The 14,263-nt window shown below is 66.4% G+C and carries 13 protein-coding genes and 4 tRNA genes; 13 read left to right on the top strand and 4 right to left on the bottom strand.

The window, feature by feature from the left end:
- Positions 1 to 179 precede the first annotated feature (179 nt).
- The 5 genes from folC (at position 180) to K8I04_08310 (ending at position 5,581) form a co-directional block, all read left to right on the top strand.
- On the top strand, positions 180 to 1,436 hold the full coding sequence (gene folC / locus K8I04_08330; protein MBZ0071712.1) for a bifunctional tetrahydrofolate synthase/dihydrofolate synthase: 1,257 nt from the start codon (positions 180 to 182) through the stop codon (positions 1,434 to 1,436).
- Positions 1,437 to 1,492: 56 nt separating this feature from the next.
- Positions 1,493 to 2,137: an SPOR domain-containing protein gene (locus tag K8I04_08325; protein ID MBZ0071711.1), complete on the top strand. Its 645-nt coding sequence runs from the start codon at positions 1,493 to 1,495 to the stop codon at positions 2,135 to 2,137.
- 132 nt (positions 2,138 to 2,269) lie between these two features.
- A complete protein-coding gene (locus tag K8I04_08320; protein MBZ0071710.1) occupies positions 2,270 to 2,794 on the top strand; it encodes a CvpA family protein in 525 nt (174 codons plus the stop codon).
- Positions 2,795 to 2,802: 8 nt separating this feature from the next.
- Positions 2,803 to 4,317, top strand: a complete 1,515-nt coding sequence (purF, locus tag K8I04_08315; protein MBZ0071709.1) for an amidophosphoribosyltransferase — start codon at positions 2,803 to 2,805, stop codon at positions 4,315 to 4,317.
- A 76-nt stretch (positions 4,318 to 4,393) separates the two neighbouring features.
- The gene (locus K8I04_08310) at positions 4,394 to 5,581 is read left to right on the top strand and encodes an O-succinylhomoserine sulfhydrylase (GenBank protein ID MBZ0071708.1); all 1,188 of its coding nucleotides are present in this window, start codon (positions 4,394 to 4,396) and stop codon (positions 5,579 to 5,581) included.
- 51 nt (positions 5,582 to 5,632) lie between these two features.
- Here K8I04_08310 and K8I04_08305 read toward each other — a convergent pair whose 3' ends face one another.
- Positions 5,633 to 5,995 (bottom strand): hypothetical protein, encoded by a 363-nt coding sequence (locus K8I04_08305; GenBank protein ID MBZ0071707.1) that lies wholly within the window; start codon positions 5,993 to 5,995, stop codon positions 5,633 to 5,635.
- A gap of 164 nt (positions 5,996 to 6,159) precedes the next feature.
- Here K8I04_08305 and K8I04_08300 point away from each other — a divergent pair, with 164 nt between their 5' ends.
- Positions 6,160 to 7,407, top strand: coding sequence for a DUF4147 domain-containing protein (locus K8I04_08300; GenBank protein MBZ0071706.1), 1,248 nt, complete (start codon positions 6,160 to 6,162; stop codon positions 7,405 to 7,407).
- 76 nt (positions 7,408 to 7,483) lie between these two features.
- Complete coding sequence (locus K8I04_08295) at positions 7,484 to 8,185, top strand: hypothetical protein (protein ID MBZ0071705.1); 702 nt, start codon at positions 7,484 to 7,486, stop codon at positions 8,183 to 8,185.
- A 12-nt stretch (positions 8,186 to 8,197) separates the two neighbouring features.
- Here K8I04_08295 and K8I04_08290 read toward each other — a convergent pair whose 3' ends face one another.
- Both K8I04_08290 and K8I04_08285 read right to left on the bottom strand, forming a co-directional pair.
- On the bottom strand, positions 8,198 to 8,929 hold the full coding sequence (locus K8I04_08290) for a UDP-2,3-diacylglucosamine diphosphatase (GenBank protein MBZ0071704.1): 732 nt from the start codon (positions 8,927 to 8,929) through the stop codon (positions 8,198 to 8,200).
- 42 nt (positions 8,930 to 8,971) lie between these two features.
- Positions 8,972 to 9,577 (bottom strand): peptidyl-prolyl cis-trans isomerase, encoded by a 606-nt coding sequence (locus K8I04_08285; GenBank protein MBZ0071703.1) that lies wholly within the window; start codon positions 9,575 to 9,577, stop codon positions 8,972 to 8,974.
- 166 nt (positions 9,578 to 9,743) lie between these two features.
- On the opposite strand from K8I04_08285, the gene gltX reads away from it, so the two are divergent.
- Positions 9,744 to 11,219 carry a glutamate--tRNA ligase gene (gene gltX, locus K8I04_08280; GenBank protein ID MBZ0071702.1) on the top strand — a complete coding sequence of 492 codons (1,476 nt, stop codon included), beginning with the start codon at positions 9,744 to 9,746 and terminating at the stop codon, positions 11,217 to 11,219.
- A gap of 12 nt (positions 11,220 to 11,231) precedes the next feature.
- Positions 11,232 to 12,623 (top strand): cysteine--tRNA ligase, encoded by a 1,392-nt coding sequence (cysS, locus tag K8I04_08275; GenBank protein ID MBZ0071701.1) that lies wholly within the window; start codon positions 11,232 to 11,234, stop codon positions 12,621 to 12,623.
- Positions 12,624 to 12,666: 43 nt separating this feature from the next.
- Here cysS and folD read toward each other — a convergent pair whose 3' ends face one another.
- Positions 12,667 to 13,521, bottom strand: coding sequence for a bifunctional methylenetetrahydrofolate dehydrogenase/methenyltetrahydrofolate cyclohydrolase FolD (folD, locus tag K8I04_08270; protein ID MBZ0071700.1), 855 nt, complete (start codon positions 13,519 to 13,521; stop codon positions 12,667 to 12,669).
- A gap of 203 nt (positions 13,522 to 13,724) precedes the next feature.
- On the opposite strand from folD, the gene K8I04_08265 reads away from it, so the two are divergent.
- The 4 genes from K8I04_08265 (at position 13,725) to K8I04_08250 (ending at position 14,231) form a co-directional block, all read left to right on the top strand.
- Positions 13,725 to 13,801, top strand: a tRNA-Pro gene (locus tag K8I04_08265).
- A gap of 50 nt (positions 13,802 to 13,851) precedes the next feature.
- Positions 13,852 to 13,928, top strand: a tRNA-Arg gene (locus K8I04_08260).
- A 78-nt stretch (positions 13,929 to 14,006) separates the two neighbouring features.
- A tRNA-His gene (locus K8I04_08255) sits at positions 14,007 to 14,082 on the top strand.
- A gap of 72 nt (positions 14,083 to 14,154) precedes the next feature.
- Positions 14,155 to 14,231, top strand: a tRNA-Lys gene (locus K8I04_08250).
- The last annotated feature ends 32 nt before the right edge of the window (positions 14,232 to 14,263 follow it).

Below are 14,263 nucleotides of genomic sequence, written 5' to 3'. Positions count from 1 at the left end.
GCTCCTAGCGGAAGACAACGTTCACCGCAAACGACACGAAGACACGTAAAGTGAAGTCGCTGCTGTCGGCATGATGGTCCGGCAAGGCCGCTGCTGAGTCACTCATGGCATGTCTTGATCCTATTTCCTTCGCGTCCTTTGCGGTGAAGGTTCCCAGCGGCTCTACCGGTTGAATTCCGATGCGCTTTCAGACCCTCGCCGAATGGCTCGCCTGGCAGGAGACGCTGCATCCCAGGGCAATCGACCTGGGCCTGGAGCGGGTGCAGACAGTGGCGCAACGCATGGAGTTGCTTGCGCCGCAGCACGCTGTCATCAGCGTGGCAGGCACCAATGGCAAGGGCTCCAGTGTGGCCATGCTCGAGACCATCCTGGCCTGCGCCAGCCACCGTGTCGGCGCCTACACCTCCCCCCACCTGTGGCGCTATAACGAGCGTATCCGTATCGATCGGCAGCCCGTGGATGATGCCGCTATCGTTGCGGCCTTCGCGCGCATCGATGCGGCGCGTGACGGACTCTCGCTGTCCTATTTCGAATTCAGTACGCTGGCGGCGCTGGACCTCTTTCAACGGGCCGATCTGGACGTCGCGGTACTCGAGGTGGGGTTGGGGGGGCGGCTGGATGCGATCAATATACTGGATGCCGATTGCGCGCTGGTGACCGGCATCGGCATCGATCACGTCGAGTGGCTGGGTACGGACCGTGAGTCCATCGGCAGGGAGAAGGCGGGGATTTTCCGAGGCGGCCGTCCGGCGGTGTGCTCCGACCCGCGGCCGCCGGCCAGCATAGCGGCGGCCGCCCGTGAGATCGGTGCGCGCTGGTTCGCGCTGGGCCAGCAGTTCGGTTACCGTCCCGGCGCAGGATGCTGGGACTGGTGGGGGCCGGCGGTGGAACTCGTGGGCCTGCCGCCGCCAGCGCTGCCGGGCGACTTTCAGCTGTACAATGCCGCCGGCGCTCTCATGGTGCTGCACAGTCTGAGCGAGCGCCTGCCGCTCACGCTGCAGGCGATTCACGCTGGCCTGCGGCAGGCGCGCGCTGCCGGGCGCTTCACGGTGATCCCCGGCGCGGTCGAGATGATCTTCGATGTGGCCCACAATCCGCATGCCGCCGCGGCCCTGGCCATGACGCTTGATGGGCGCGCCTGCAGCGGGCGGACGCTAGCCGTCTGTGGCATGCTGGCGGACAAGGATGCCGGCGGCATCGTGGTCGCCCTGCAGTCAGTAGTGGACCGGTGGTTCCTCGGTGGTCTGGGCGGCAGCCGCGGTCAGAGCGCTGCGGCACTCGCGGCACGCATGCCCCTGTCCGAATCGCAGCGTACACTCTGCCCGGATATGGCCGCGGCGCTGGCGGCGGCACGCGCGGCGGCCGTCAGCGGAGATCGCATCGTCGTATTCGGCTCGTTCCACACCATAGCGGAGCTGCTGCCACCGGGCCTATAATGCGCGGACTCGCGGTGGCCACCCACGGTGGCCAGGTAAACCAGAGAGGTAACGACGTGGACAATCTGGTCAAGCAGCGCGTCATCGGCGCCATCGTCCTGGTGGCCCTGGCGGTGATCTTCGTGCCTATGCTGTTCGAAACCCCCGAGGACGAACTTGGGCCGGTGGGCAGCAATCTCCCCACGGAACCCGACAGTATCGTGCGCGAGCGCATCGAGCCACTGACGTTGCCGGAGCCGCCGCCCGAGCCCGAGCCGGCCCCGCAGGTGATCCTGGAGGAGCCGGCCGATCCCAGTGCCGCCAATGCCGATGCGGCCATCGACGCGGCGAACGACAGCGGTGCCGGGCCGGCCGCACCGTCGCAGGGCACTGCCGGCGCGCCCGTTGCGCCGCCGCCACCGGCTGCCAAACCCGCACCCGTGCCCCCAGCCCCGACGACGGCGCCCGCACCGGCTTCCGTGCCTCAATCCGGCTGGATCGTGCAGCTCGCCAGCCTGGCCAGCAAGGACAACGCCATGGCCCTGCGCGAGCGTCTGCGTGGCCTCGGCTACACGGCCTTCGTCGAGGAGACGAAGACGGCCAAGGGCGTCCTGTATCGTGTGCGCGTCGGACCCGAACTGGAACGTACCGCTGCCGAGGCGCTGCGCGACCGCCTGCGGCAGCAGGTCGATCTGGAAGGCATGGTCACCAGCTATCCCTGACATTTCTGCGGTTGGAACGCGGGTTTCGGCCCGTGCGGACACCCTGATACAATCGACGCAGACGGACGTGGCGCGCCCGCGACGGCCCGCTCCCGGGGTGATCGAACGGGCCACGAAGATGGCGGGCGGGACGTGAACTGGGCGGATTATTTCATTCTGGGCCTGATAGGCCTTTCGGCGCTGATCAGTATCTGGCGCGGCTTCATCAAAGAGGCGTTGTCCCTGGCCACCTGGGTGGTTGCCTTCCTGGTGGCCTTTGTATTTTCCAACGCGCTCGCCGAGCTGCTGACGCCCTGGATATCCCTACCATCGGTGCGCGCGGCAGTGGCCATCGCGTTGCTGTTCGTGGCGGTGCTGCTGCTTGGTGGCCTGGCCGGTCACCTGGCGGGCCAGCTGGTCAGGAAGACCGGCCTGTCGGGTACGGATCGCGTCCTGGGGACGGTGTTCGGGGTGGCCCGCGGGATCATGATCGTCGCCGTGATGGTGCTGCTGGCGGGCCTGACAGCGCTGCCGCAGGACCCCTGGTGGCGGGAATCGCAGCTGCTGCCACATTTCGAACGTGTGGCGTTGTGGCTCCTGGATTATCTGCCGGCCGACGTGGTGGATAATGTCCAATTTGACCATCCGGCCCTGCCGGACTCGGGTACCTCGAGGTAAACAGTTCAATGTGCGGAATCATCGGCATCGTCGCCCACGAACGGGCCAACCAGGCCCTGTACGAAGGGCTCACCGTCCTGCAGCACCGTGGCCAGGATGCCGCCGGGATCATAACCTGCGACGACAACCGCTTGTATCTGCGCAAGGATAACGGCCTGGTGCGCGACGTGTTCCACACCCGTCACATGCTGCGTCTGCTGGGGAATATGGGCATAGGCCATGTGCGCTACCCGACCGCAGGCTGCGAATCCAGCGCCGAGGCACAACCTTTTTACGTCAATTCGCCGTACGGCATCAGCCTGGCGCACAACGGCAATCTGACCAACGCCGGCGAGCTCAAGCGTGATGTATTCCGTGAGGACCTGCGCCACATCAATACCGACTCCGATTCCGAAGTGCTGCTCAACGTCTTCGCCCATGAGCTGCAGCGTCAGGGCAAGCTGCGCATCGACGAGAATGACGTCTTCGATGCCGTCGCCGGCGTGCACCGGCGCTGCCGTGGTGCCTATGCGGCAGTCGCCATGATCACGGGTTACGGCGTGCTCGCGTTCCGCGACCCCTACGGCATTCGGCCGGTCGTGTACGGCAAGCGCGAGACCGCGGCGGGCACGGACTACATGATCGCCTCGGAGAGCGTGGCCCTGGACGTGCTGGGTTTCGAGCTGGTACGGGATGTCGCGCCCGGCGAGGCGGTCTTCATCACCGTCGATGGCCAGATATACACGCGTCAGTGTGCCGAATCCCCGCAATACGCCAGCTGCATCTTCGAATACGTCTATCTCGCCCGGCCCGACTCCATCATCGACGATGTCTCGGTGCACAAGGCGCGGCTGCGCATGGGCGATAAGCTGGCCGCCAAGATCGAGCGCGACTGGCCGGACTACGATATCGATGTCGTCATTCCCATCCCCGATACCAGCCGTACCTCGGCGTTGCAACTGGCCAATACGCTGGGCGTCAAGTATCGCGAAGGCTTCATCAAGAACCGCTATATCGGCCGTACCTTCATCATGCCGGGGCAGCAACAGCGCAAGAAATCAGTACGCCAGAAACTCAATGCCATCGATCTGGAATTCCGCGGCAAGAACGTCCTGCTGGTGGACGACTCCATCGTGCGTGGCACGACCTCGCGCCAGATCATCCAGATGGCGCGCGAAGCCGGCGCCAACAAGGTGTATTTTGCCTCGGCGGCACCGCCGGTGCGCTTCCCGAATGTCTATGGCATCGACATGCCCAGCCGCGACGAACTGGTGGCCTACGGGCGCACGGTGGATGAAATCGCCGTCGAGATCGGCGCCGACCGACTGATTTTCCAGGAACTCCAGGATCTGATCGGTGCTGTGCGCAAGGGCAACAATAAGCTGACGGGGTTCGACTGTTCCGTGTTCGATGGCGAGTACGTCACCGGTGACGTCGATACCGCCTATCTCGATCAGCTGCAGAAACAGCGCAGCGATGGCGTCAAGCAGGAGCGCCGGGACACCGATGCAGAGGAAGTCATCGAGATGTACAACAGTGCCTGAGGAAGGGCAGGGACTGGGAGCCAGGTACTAGGAGCTAGAGACTGGCTGTGACCTGGGTGGGGAATGGGGAGGGGCGATGGACTTCGAGCTGGACGACTACGGCTTTGACACGCTGGCGATCCGCGCCGGACAGCGGCGCACGGGCGAGGGCGAGCATTCCGAAGCGATCTTCCCGACCTCCAGCTATGTGTTCAGTAGCGCCGCCGAGGCGGCGGCACGCTTCTCCGGCGCGCAGCCGGGGAACATCTATTCGCGCTTCACCAACCCGACGGTGCGCACCTTCGAGCAGCGCCTCGCGGCCCTGGAAGGCGGCGAATCCTGCGTGGCCACCGCCTCGGGTATGGCCGCGATCCTGGCGACCTGTCTCGCCCTGCTCAAGCAGGGCGATCATCTACTGTCATCGCGTGCCGTATTCGGTTCCACAACCGTGCTGTTCAGCACCTATCTGGCCCGCTGTGGCATCGAGACCGGCTACGTGCCACTCGCCGACCTGGATGCCTGGGCGGCGGCCATCCGACCGAATACGCGCATGCTGTTCCTGGAGACGCCGTCCAACCCGCTCACCGAACTCGGCGATATCCGTGCCCTGGCGGATCTGGCGCATGCCCGCGGCTGCCTGCTGGTGGTCGATAACTGCTTTTGTACGCCGGCGTTGCAGCGCCCGCTGGACCTGGGTGCCGACATCGTCATCCATTCGGCGACCAAATATATCGATGGTCAGGGGCGCTGCATCGGTGGTGCGGTGATCGGCGATGAGCAGCGGGTCGGCAAGGAGGTCTACGGCTTCCTGCGGACCTGTGGGCCGAGCATGAGTCCGTTCAATGCCTGGGTATTCCTCAAAGGGCTGGAGACGCTGTCGTTGCGGATGCGCGCGCACAGTGCGAACGCACTCGCGCTCGCCACTTGGCTGGAGTCACACCCGCAAGTGGCGCGGGTCTATTATCCGGGGCTGCCCTCGCACCCGCAGCATACGCTCGCCACGGCCCAGCAGCGCGATTTCGGCGGGATCGTCAGCTTCGACGTGCGCGGCGGTCAGCCGGCGGCCTGGCGGCTGATCGATACCACGCGTCTGTTGTCCATCACAGCCAATCTCGGCGACGTGAAGAGCACGGTCACGCACCCGGCTACCACCACCCACGGCCGTCTGGCACCGGAGCAACGGCAGGCAGCCGGGATTGGCGACGGTCTGATCCGGGTCGCTATCGGTCTCGAGGATGTCGCGGATATTCGCGCGGACCTGGCGCGCGGGTTGGATCAGGCGTAGGGTCGGGGCGGCACGGTCACCGCCTTCGGCCCGTTGCCTGTGATGGATTACCTACAGTCGATTACTAGCTGCTGTGCCATTCAGGGGCGTGATCTTGCCCACGCCCCAGTGGGTGATGTCGCTGTAGGCGAAGGGCGCTCCGGGACACAGCCGGACGCCGGCGTGCACCCGCACGATATTCACCGTACAGCAACTCTGTTCCGCGCGTTCGATCTTGTCACCGTTGTAGCGCGGCAGTACCAGCAGTTGTTCGACCAGGTCGTCGTTCAACTGCAGCCCGCCGTTGACGCCAAGCAGATAGTAGGATGCCCCATTCGGACCGCGCAGGACGCCGGTGCCGAGTACATGTATGGGATTGGGTCCCTCGTACTCATAGGGCTCATAGATTTCCAGGAGATGCTTGTGCTCGCCCATGACCTGTCCCCCTGAGCCGGTCCGCCTGCCTCGCAGGATGCACTAATAAAATCAAGGCTGTCAAAGAGCATGTTCAGCGGGCTTGACGGATGCCATGAAAGCTCCTGAGTCCATAATCATAAACATTCAATAACTTCATAAATAAATTGGTTATTCAGCCCGTCATGCCGACCTCACCACGAACCCTGTTGCTGCACGCCTATCAGGCGGCGCTGGCGGCCGTGGAGGGAGGGGCGCGGGTCCGGGCGGCGCTGGTGGGACACCGACTGCGGGGACCGGTGCGCGCGGTCGCGGTGGGTAAGGCGGCGAGCGCCATGCTGGGCGGCGCCTTCGACGTACTGGGGGCAGACATCGAAGCGGCGCTGTTGATCACCAAGCACGGCTACGGACCGCCGGACGGCACCCTGCCGCGGACCGAGTGTATCGAAGCCGGGCACCCGGTCCCCGATGACCGGAGCCTGCAGGCGGGCGACCGCCTATTCCGCTTCGTTGCCACCGCACCGCCCGGACGGTCGTGGCTGATCCTGCTCTCCGGCGGCGCCTCCAGTCTGGTGGAAGTCCTGCCCGACGGCATGCAGCTGAGCGATCTGCAACGCGCCAACGCCTGGTTGCTCGCCAGCGGGCTTGCCATCGAAGAGGTCAATGCGGTGCGCCGCCGCATCTCGCGCATCAAGGGCGGCGGGCTGGCCGCGCAGCTCGCCCGACAGGGTGCGGGGCGGGTGCTGGCGCTGCTGATCTCCGACGTCCCCGGCGACGACCCCGGCGTGATCGGCTCCGGCCCGCTGCATGCGACACCGGATCGGGACAGGGACATGCCAGCCGATCTCCCGGACTGGCTGCAGGCATGGGCAGGCGACACCGCCTCAGCGTCGGCAACCGCCGGCCTGCCGCTGCTGGAGACGGTGATCATCGCCAATCTCGATCTGGCGCTGGAGGCCGCTGCGCGGGCTGGCCGGGATCTGGGGCTGGAGGTGCAGCGCCACCCGGCAAGGCTCGCCGGCGCTGCGACTGCGACGGGCCGGCGCCTGGCCGAGACGCTGCTGGCGGCGCGGCCGGGCCTGCACGTCTGGGGCGGTGAGACGACCGTAGTACTGCCGACCGAGCCGGGTCGTGGGGGGCGCAGCCAGCAGCTGGCGCTGGCGGCTGCGGAGGTCCTTGATGGGTGCACCGATTGCGTGCTGCTGGCGGCGGCCACCGACGGCAGTGATGGACCCACCGACGCGGCCGGTGCGCTGGTCGACGGGACGACCCTCGCACGCGGCCGCGATCTGGGGCTGGATGCCGCACGGGCCCTGGCGGCGGCCGATGCCGGCCGTTACCTTGCGGCGACCGGTGATCTGATCGACACCGGACCGACCGGCAGCAACGTCAACGATGTGGTGCTCGCGCTCAAGTCAGGCACGGCCGTCTGATATGCTCCCCCCAGTGGAACCGGGTGGAACCGGGCGGAACCGGACAGCCGGAAGGCGTGAATAAGGCAGGTGAGTGATGCGACAGATTTTTCAGATCGGGCTGTGTTGGCTGGCACTGGTCAACGTGACGGCGGCTGCGCCCGCCGCGACCGTGACCGGCAGCGTGCTGCTCTGGCAGGAACAGGAGCCCGGCATCGAGCCCTATCCGAATCGCATGCTGATCACCACCGACCATCTGCGCAGCGACGATGGCGAGGATGATAGCGACTATCTGCTGTTCGAGCGCCGCACCGGCGTGCTGTACAGCGTCTCGCACGAGCGGCGCGCACTGCTGGTGGTGACTGCGGAGCCGCTCCCCGCTGCCGCGGGTCCGCGGCCGGAGGTGCAGGTGGATATCGCCACCGACCCGGACGCACCCTTGATCGGCGGACAGGCGGTGCAGGCGATCCGGCTGCACAGTGGTGACGCTCTGTGCATGCAGGCAATGGTCGTCCCAGGACTGCTGCCCGAGGCCGTCGCGGCTCTGCGCGAGATGCGTGCGCGGCTGGCGGGCCGCCAGTACCGTGATCTCTACAAGACCCCGGAGGAATTCCGCACCCCGTGCTTCCTCGCCAACTACGTGTACGAGATGGATCGGGCGCTGCAGACCGGGTTGCCGATCCGGGAGTCGGTGAGTGGCGGTGTGCGGCGCGCGCTACGGGATTACCGGACCGGTCAGACGCTGCCGGCGGCGCTGTTCGAACTGCCCGCTGACTACCGGCGCGAAGAGATTCCCTGAAGCTGCCGTCCGTCAGGGACTGAGTGGCAGCGCCTGCAGTTCGCAGGCATTCCCTTCACAGCGCAGCAGGCTGCCCTGTTCATACCAGTCGCCCAGCACGATGCGTCGTGCGGGCTGTCCGTCGAGGTTGAAGGTATGGATGGCGGGGCGGTGAGTGTGACCATGGATCAGCGTACGCACGCCCTGCGCGCGCAGGGTCGCGGCGACCGCCTGCGGATTCACGTCCATGATCTCGGCCTGCTTCTCGCCGGTGTGCTGGCGGCTGGTCGCGCGCATCTGCGCGGCCAGGGCGCGACGTTCGGCAAGTGATCGGGCGAGAAACTGTGTCTGCCACGCCGGGTCGCGCACCAGGGCGCGGAACTGCTGGTAGTCATGATCATCCGTGCACAGGGTGTCGCCGTGTAACAGCAGCACGCGCTCGTCGCCCAGGTCGATCAGCGCCGGCTCGGTGAGCAGGCGGCAGCCGGTCTTGCGGGCAAAGCCGTCGCCGAGCAGAAAATCGCGGTTACCGTGCATGACGAACACGGGCAGGCCACGGGCCGTGGCCGCCCGCAGCCCGGCCAGGACCTCGAGCACCTGGGGGTCGTCCTCGTCGTCGCCGATCCAGGCCTCGAACAGATCGCCGAGGATGTAGAGCGCGGCGCAGGCCGCGTCCAGCCCGGTGAGGAAGTCGAGGAACAACGCGGTCACGGCCGGCCGGCGCGGATCGAGGTGCAGGTCCGAGATGAACAGGGTGGTGCTCATGGGGACGGCGCCGGGGCGGTCGGGCCCCGGCACGCCAGAGGCCTATTCGACGACCGTGACCTTCTCGATGATGACGTCCTCGACCGGCACGTCGCCGTGGCCGCCACGGTTGCCGGTGGCGACCTTCTCGATGTCATGGACCACATCCATGCCCTCGACGACGCGACCGAAGACACAGTAGCCCCAGCCTTGCGCGGTCGGCGCCGAGTGGTTCAGGAAGGCGTTGTCCTTCACGTTGATGAAGAACTGCGCGCTGGCGGAATTCGGGTCCGGGGTACGCGCCATGGCGATGGTGCCGACGCTGTTCTTCAGGCCGTTGTCGGCCTCGTTCTTGATCGGTGCACGCGTGGCCTTCTCGTTCATGCCGGGTGCGAAGCCACCTCCCTGGATCATGAAGTTCGGAATCACGCGGTGGAAGATGGTGCCGTCGTAGAAGCCGGCGCGGGCATATTCCAGAAAGTTGGCCACGGTACCGGGGGCCTTCTCGGCATCCAGCTCGAGGACGATCAGGCCCTTGTTGGTTTGCATCTGTACGGTCACGGCGGTGGCTCCAGTATCAGTCAGGTTATCAGTCGGGTTGGCGGCGGCGGTGCCGGCAATGAAGCAGGCGACGGCCAGGCTAAGGATCAATCGATGCAGGCTGGACATGGGTTTCGGCTCTCGCTCGATCAACGCGGAGGCGCCATCATAAAGGGTTTGGCGCAGGGGAGAAAGGCGCCGGTTCGGCCCTGGCGTCAGGCGTTGGCCTTTTGTCGACATCGGGGCTTTCCGTTACCATGGCCGCGCCATGCAGCCGAGCCCCGCCCCGCCGCCGATGAAGACCCGTTTCGCCCCCAGCCCGACCGGTGAACTGCACCTGGGCAATGTGCGCACGGCGCTGTTCAATGCCCTGCTGGCGCGGCGCCACGGTGGTGTGTTCCTGCTGCGCATCGAGGACACCGATCGCGAGCGCAGCCGCGACGCGTTCGCCGCGGCGCTGGAGATGGACCTGCGTTGGCTGGGACTGGACTGGCAGGAAGGTCCGCAGGTCGGTGGGCCGGCCGGTCCCTATCGACAGTCGGAACGTGCACCGGTGTATGCGCGCCACTTCGAGGCGCTGGAGGCGGATGGGCAGGCCTATCCCTGCTTCTGCAGCACCGAGGAACTCAGCGTCGCGCGCAAGGTGCAGCTGGCAGCCGGCCGGCCGCCGCGCTATCCCGGCACCTGTGCCCGCTTGTCGCCTGCCGAGCGCACGGCACGGCGGGCACAGGGGCGGATGCCGACCCTGCGCTTCCGCGTTCCGGAGGCGCGATTGATCGAATTCGAGGACCAGGTACGCGGGCCGCAGCGTTTCGCCAGCGACGACATCGGCGATTTCGTCATCCGGCGCGCCGACGGCAGTGCCGCGTTCTTCTTCTGCAACGCTGTCGACGACGCGCTCATGGGCGTCACTGACGTCGTGCGCGGCGAGGATCATCTGGCGAACACGCCGCGCCAGTTGCTGATCCTGGAGGCGCTCGGTCTGCCGCTGCCGCGCTACGGGCATATTTCACTGATCGTAGGCGCGGACGGCAGCCCGCTGTCCAAGCGCACGGGCAGTACCAGCATCCGCGCCCTGCGTGAGGCCGGCTTTCTGCCGCTCGCGTTGGCGAACCACCTGGCGCGTATGGGGCATGCCTATGCGGCCGACGGTTTCATGGATATGGAAACGCTGGCCGCGCAGTTCGATCCCACGCGCCTGGGCCGGGCGCCGGCGCGGCATGATCCGCGCCAGCTGCTGCACTGGCAGAAGGAGGCGGTGCTGCGCAGCACGGACGAGGAACTCTGGGACTGGATGCGCGCGCAGACCTACCGGGGTGGTGCGCATATCCAGGCGCGGGTGCCCGCGGACGAGGCATTGGCCTTCGTGCGCACGGTCCGTGACAACATCGCGCTGCCGGCGGAGGCCTATGTCTGGGCCGGTTGTCTCTATGCGGCCGATGGAGCCTTCGATGCCGATGCCTTCGATCCGGACGCGCGCGCGGTGCTGCACGCCGCCGGTGCGGAATTCTTCCGCGCGGCCCAGGCGCAGGTGGACCAGCATGCGGAGTTCAAGGCCTTCAGCCAGGCACTGGCCGCCGCTACCGGGCGCAAGGCCAAGGCGCTGTTCATGCCGCTGCGCGCCGCGCTCAGCGGACAGCGGCAGGACCCCGGCTCTGGCGGTAGCTGGCGCAACGGCCCGGAGCTGGGCCAACTCTGGACACTGCTGGGTGCCGCGCGGGTCCGGGCGCGGCTGCGCGCGGCCGAACAAGTTTGTGAATCCTTCCGTTAGGACGTACCTCGTATGCTACACATCTACAACAGCCTGACCCGGCGCAAACAAGCCTTCCAGCCGATCGAACCCGGCAAGGTCCGCATGTATGTCTGCGGCATGACCGTGTACGACTACTGCCATCTGGGCCATGCCCGGGTGCTGGTGGTGTTCGACGTGATCGCGCGCCACCTGCGGCAGTCCGGTTACCAGCTGACCTATGTGCGCAATATCACCGACATCGACGACAAGATCATCCAGCGCGCCCAGGAGAATGGTGAGGACTACACGGCGCTGACGGAGCGTTTCATCCGCGCCATGCACGAGGACAGCGAAGCCCTGGGCGTGCTGCCCCCGGATCACGAGCCGCGCGCGACCGCCTCGATGGACGCCATCATCCGCATGATCGGCACGCTGATCGAACGCGGGCATGCCTATGCGGCCAGCAATGGCGACGTCTATTACGACGTGAGCAGCTTCCCGGACTACGGGCAGCTGTCGGGTGAGCAGCCCGATGCCCTGCGTGCCGGTGCGCGTGTCGATGTCGATGAGGCCAAGGACGATCCGCTGGATTTCGTGTTATGGAAGGCCGCCAAGCCCGGCGAGCCCGCGTGGGATTCGCCTTGGGGATCCGGTCGACCCGGGTGGCACATCGAGTGCTCGGCCATGTCGACCTGTTGCCTGGGTGAGCATTTCGACATCCATGGCGGTGGTATGGATCTCAAGTTCCCGCATCACGAGAACGAGATCGCCCAGAGCGAGGGCGCGACCGGCCACAAGTTCGTCAACTACTGGATCCATAACGGTTTCGTCCAGGTCGACGAGGAGAAGATGTCGAAGTCGCTGGGCAATTTCTTCACCGTGCGCGATGTGCTGACCCGCTACCGGCCGGAGGAGGTGCGCTTCTTCATCCTCGGCAGCCATTACCGCAGCCCGCTCAATTACGCCGAGGACAATCTGAACAAGGCACGCAGTGCCCTGGCCCGCCTCTACACCGCGTTGCGCGGGGTCGACCGCAGCGGCGGGACGCTGCTCACCGAACACGCCGAGCGCTTTCGCGTCGCCATGGACGACGACTTCAACACGCCGGAGGCGGTGGCCGTGCTGTTCGAGCTTGCCAACCGGCTGAACCGGGCCCGGGAGCAATCGGCGCCGGCCGCCGACCTGGCGACGACGCTGGCGGCGCTGGGCGGTACCCTGGGATTGCTGCAGGAGGATCCCGATGCCTATTTCCAGGGCGGCCATGCCCACCGTGACGGCAGCGGCGGTCTCGACGATGCGGCCGTTCAGGCGCTGATCGAACGCCGCAACGCGGCGCGGCATGCCAAGGACTGGGGCGAATCCGACCGCATTCGCGATCTGCTCAAGGGGCAGGGCGTGCTGCTGGATGACGGGCCGCAGGGGACCGTCTGGCGGCGTGCCTGAGCGGCGATTTCACGTTCGAAGCGGCGCGGGGAACCGCTGTGCCTCAGTCGTGGAACTGTTCCGTGGCAGTGAGGGTGTTCTGCAGCAGGGTCGCCACCGTCATCGGGCCCACACCGCCGGGCACCGGCGTGATCCAGGCCGCCCGTGCGCGCGCCGGCTCGAACTCGATGTCGCCGATCAGGCGGCCGTCCGCGGTGCGGTTGATGCCGATATCGATCACCGTGGCCCCCGGCTTGATCCATTCACCCTTCACCAGCCCCGGTTTGCCGACGGCGACCACCACGATGTCGGCGCGACCGACATGCGCGGCAAGGTCGCGGGTGAAGCGATGACAGGTCGTGACCGTGCAGCCGGCGAGCAGCAGTTCCAGACCCATCGGTCGCCCCACGTGGTTGGAGGCACCCACCACCACGGCCTCGCGCCCGTAAAAGGGCTCCCCCGTGTGTTCGAGCAGGGTGATGACGCCGCGGGGGGTGCAGGAGCGCAGCAGCGGCATGCGGATCGCGAGCCGGCCGATATTGTAGGGGTGGAAGCCGTCGACGTCCTTGTCGGGCCGGATACGTTCCACCACCGTCACGGCGTCGATGTGCCCCGGCAAGGGCAGCTGTACCAGGATGCCGTCGATGACAGGGTCCGCGTTCAGGGCGTCGATGAGGGCGAGCAGCTGCTCCTGGCTGGTGTGCGTCGGCAGGTCATGGGCGAAGGACAGGATACCGGCCTCCTCGCAACCCTTGCGCTTGTTGCGCACATAGACCTCGGAGGCCGGATCGGCCCCGACCAGGATCACGGCCAGAGCGGGGGGGCGCTGGCCGCGCACCTTGCGGGCCTCGACCCGGGCGCGGACCTCGCGGCGGATGTCGGCCGCGATGGCCTTGCCGTCGATCAACTGGGCTGTCATCGGTGGTGGTTCCGGGTGCTGTCGCGTGGATTCACAGAGCCGGCGATTCTCGCACGCGGCTTGTAGCGATCACAAGCGTGCGTCGTGCCCGCAACCAGCTGTCCGCGGCGTTGACGGCCGTAGCTGGCAACGCGTATCATCGGCGCCCTTGTCCCGCCCGGCCTTAATCGAGAGTTCTAGGTGAGGGCGCAGGCGAACGAGCGCGGGGTATAGCGCAGTCTGGTAGCGCGCCTGCTTTGGGAGCAGGATGTCGGGGGTTCAAATCCCTCTACCCCGACCATAGTGTCATCCCCCGGCTCGCGGCATCGCCGCGCGATATCGACAGGTTTCGCGCCCGTAGCTCAGCTGGATAGAGCATCGGCCTTCTAAGCCGAGGGTCGCAGGTTCGAGCCCTGCCGGGCGCGCCAATACGCCGGCGGGCGGCCACCACCGGTCAAGGTAGTACCGGGGTGGCAATCCGCGGGGAACAGGCGGCAGTTTCGATGGTGGACGTAGCTCAGTTGGTAGAGCCCTGGATTGTGATTCCAGTCGTCGTGGGTTCGAGTCCCATCGTCCACCCCATTTTCGACCGGCCACGGCTGGTCAAGGCAGTTGAATCAGGAGTCAGATTCTGGTCCAATGCCACCCCTTTCCGGGCCGTTAGCTCAATTTGGTAGAGCAGTTGACTCTTAATCAATTGGTTGTAGGTTCGAGTCCTACACGGCCCACCACTCTCCCTCTCGATCTCCTGTGGTTCCTGACC

It is taken from the genome of Gammaproteobacteria bacterium, assembly GCA_019911805.1.
In the GTDB taxonomy this organism is placed as follows: domain Bacteria; phylum Pseudomonadota; class Gammaproteobacteria; order Thiohalobacterales; family Thiohalobacteraceae; genus JAHJQQ01.
Note: the sequence above shows the minus strand (reverse complement) of the source record. Positions and strands in the feature narration are given on the sequence as shown.

What these genes read in the sequence shown, in the direction of transcription:
- folC (MBZ0071712.1), top strand. Translation starts at nt 180, where the DNA reads ATGCGCTTTCAGACCCTCGCCGAATGGCTCGCCTGGCAGGAGACGCTG.
- purF (MBZ0071709.1), top strand. Translation starts at nt 2,803, where the DNA reads ATGTGCGGAATCATCGGCATCGTCGCCCACGAACGGGCCAACCAGGCC.
- K8I04_08310 (MBZ0071708.1), top strand. Translation starts at nt 4,394, where the DNA reads ATGGACTTCGAGCTGGACGACTACGGCTTTGACACGCTGGCGATCCGC.
- K8I04_08305 (MBZ0071707.1), bottom strand. Translation starts at nt 5,995, where the DNA reads ATGGGCGAGCACAAGCATCTCCTGGAAATCTATGAGCCCTATGAGTAC.
- K8I04_08300 (MBZ0071706.1), top strand. Translation starts at nt 6,160, where the DNA reads ATGCCGACCTCACCACGAACCCTGTTGCTGCACGCCTATCAGGCGGCG.
- K8I04_08295 (MBZ0071705.1), top strand. Translation starts at nt 7,484, where the DNA reads ATGCGACAGATTTTTCAGATCGGGCTGTGTTGGCTGGCACTGGTCAAC.
- K8I04_08290 (MBZ0071704.1), bottom strand. Translation starts at nt 8,929, where the DNA reads ATGAGCACCACCCTGTTCATCTCGGACCTGCACCTCGATCCGCGCCGG.
- K8I04_08285 (MBZ0071703.1), bottom strand. Translation starts at nt 9,577, where the DNA reads ATGTCCAGCCTGCATCGATTGATCCTTAGCCTGGCCGTCGCCTGCTTC.
- gltX (MBZ0071702.1), top strand. Translation starts at nt 9,744, where the DNA reads ATGAAGACCCGTTTCGCCCCCAGCCCGACCGGTGAACTGCACCTGGGC.
- cysS (MBZ0071701.1), top strand. Translation starts at nt 11,232, where the DNA reads ATGCTACACATCTACAACAGCCTGACCCGGCGCAAACAAGCCTTCCAG.
- folD (MBZ0071700.1), bottom strand. Translation starts at nt 13,521, where the DNA reads ATGACAGCCCAGTTGATCGACGGCAAGGCCATCGCGGCCGACATCCGC.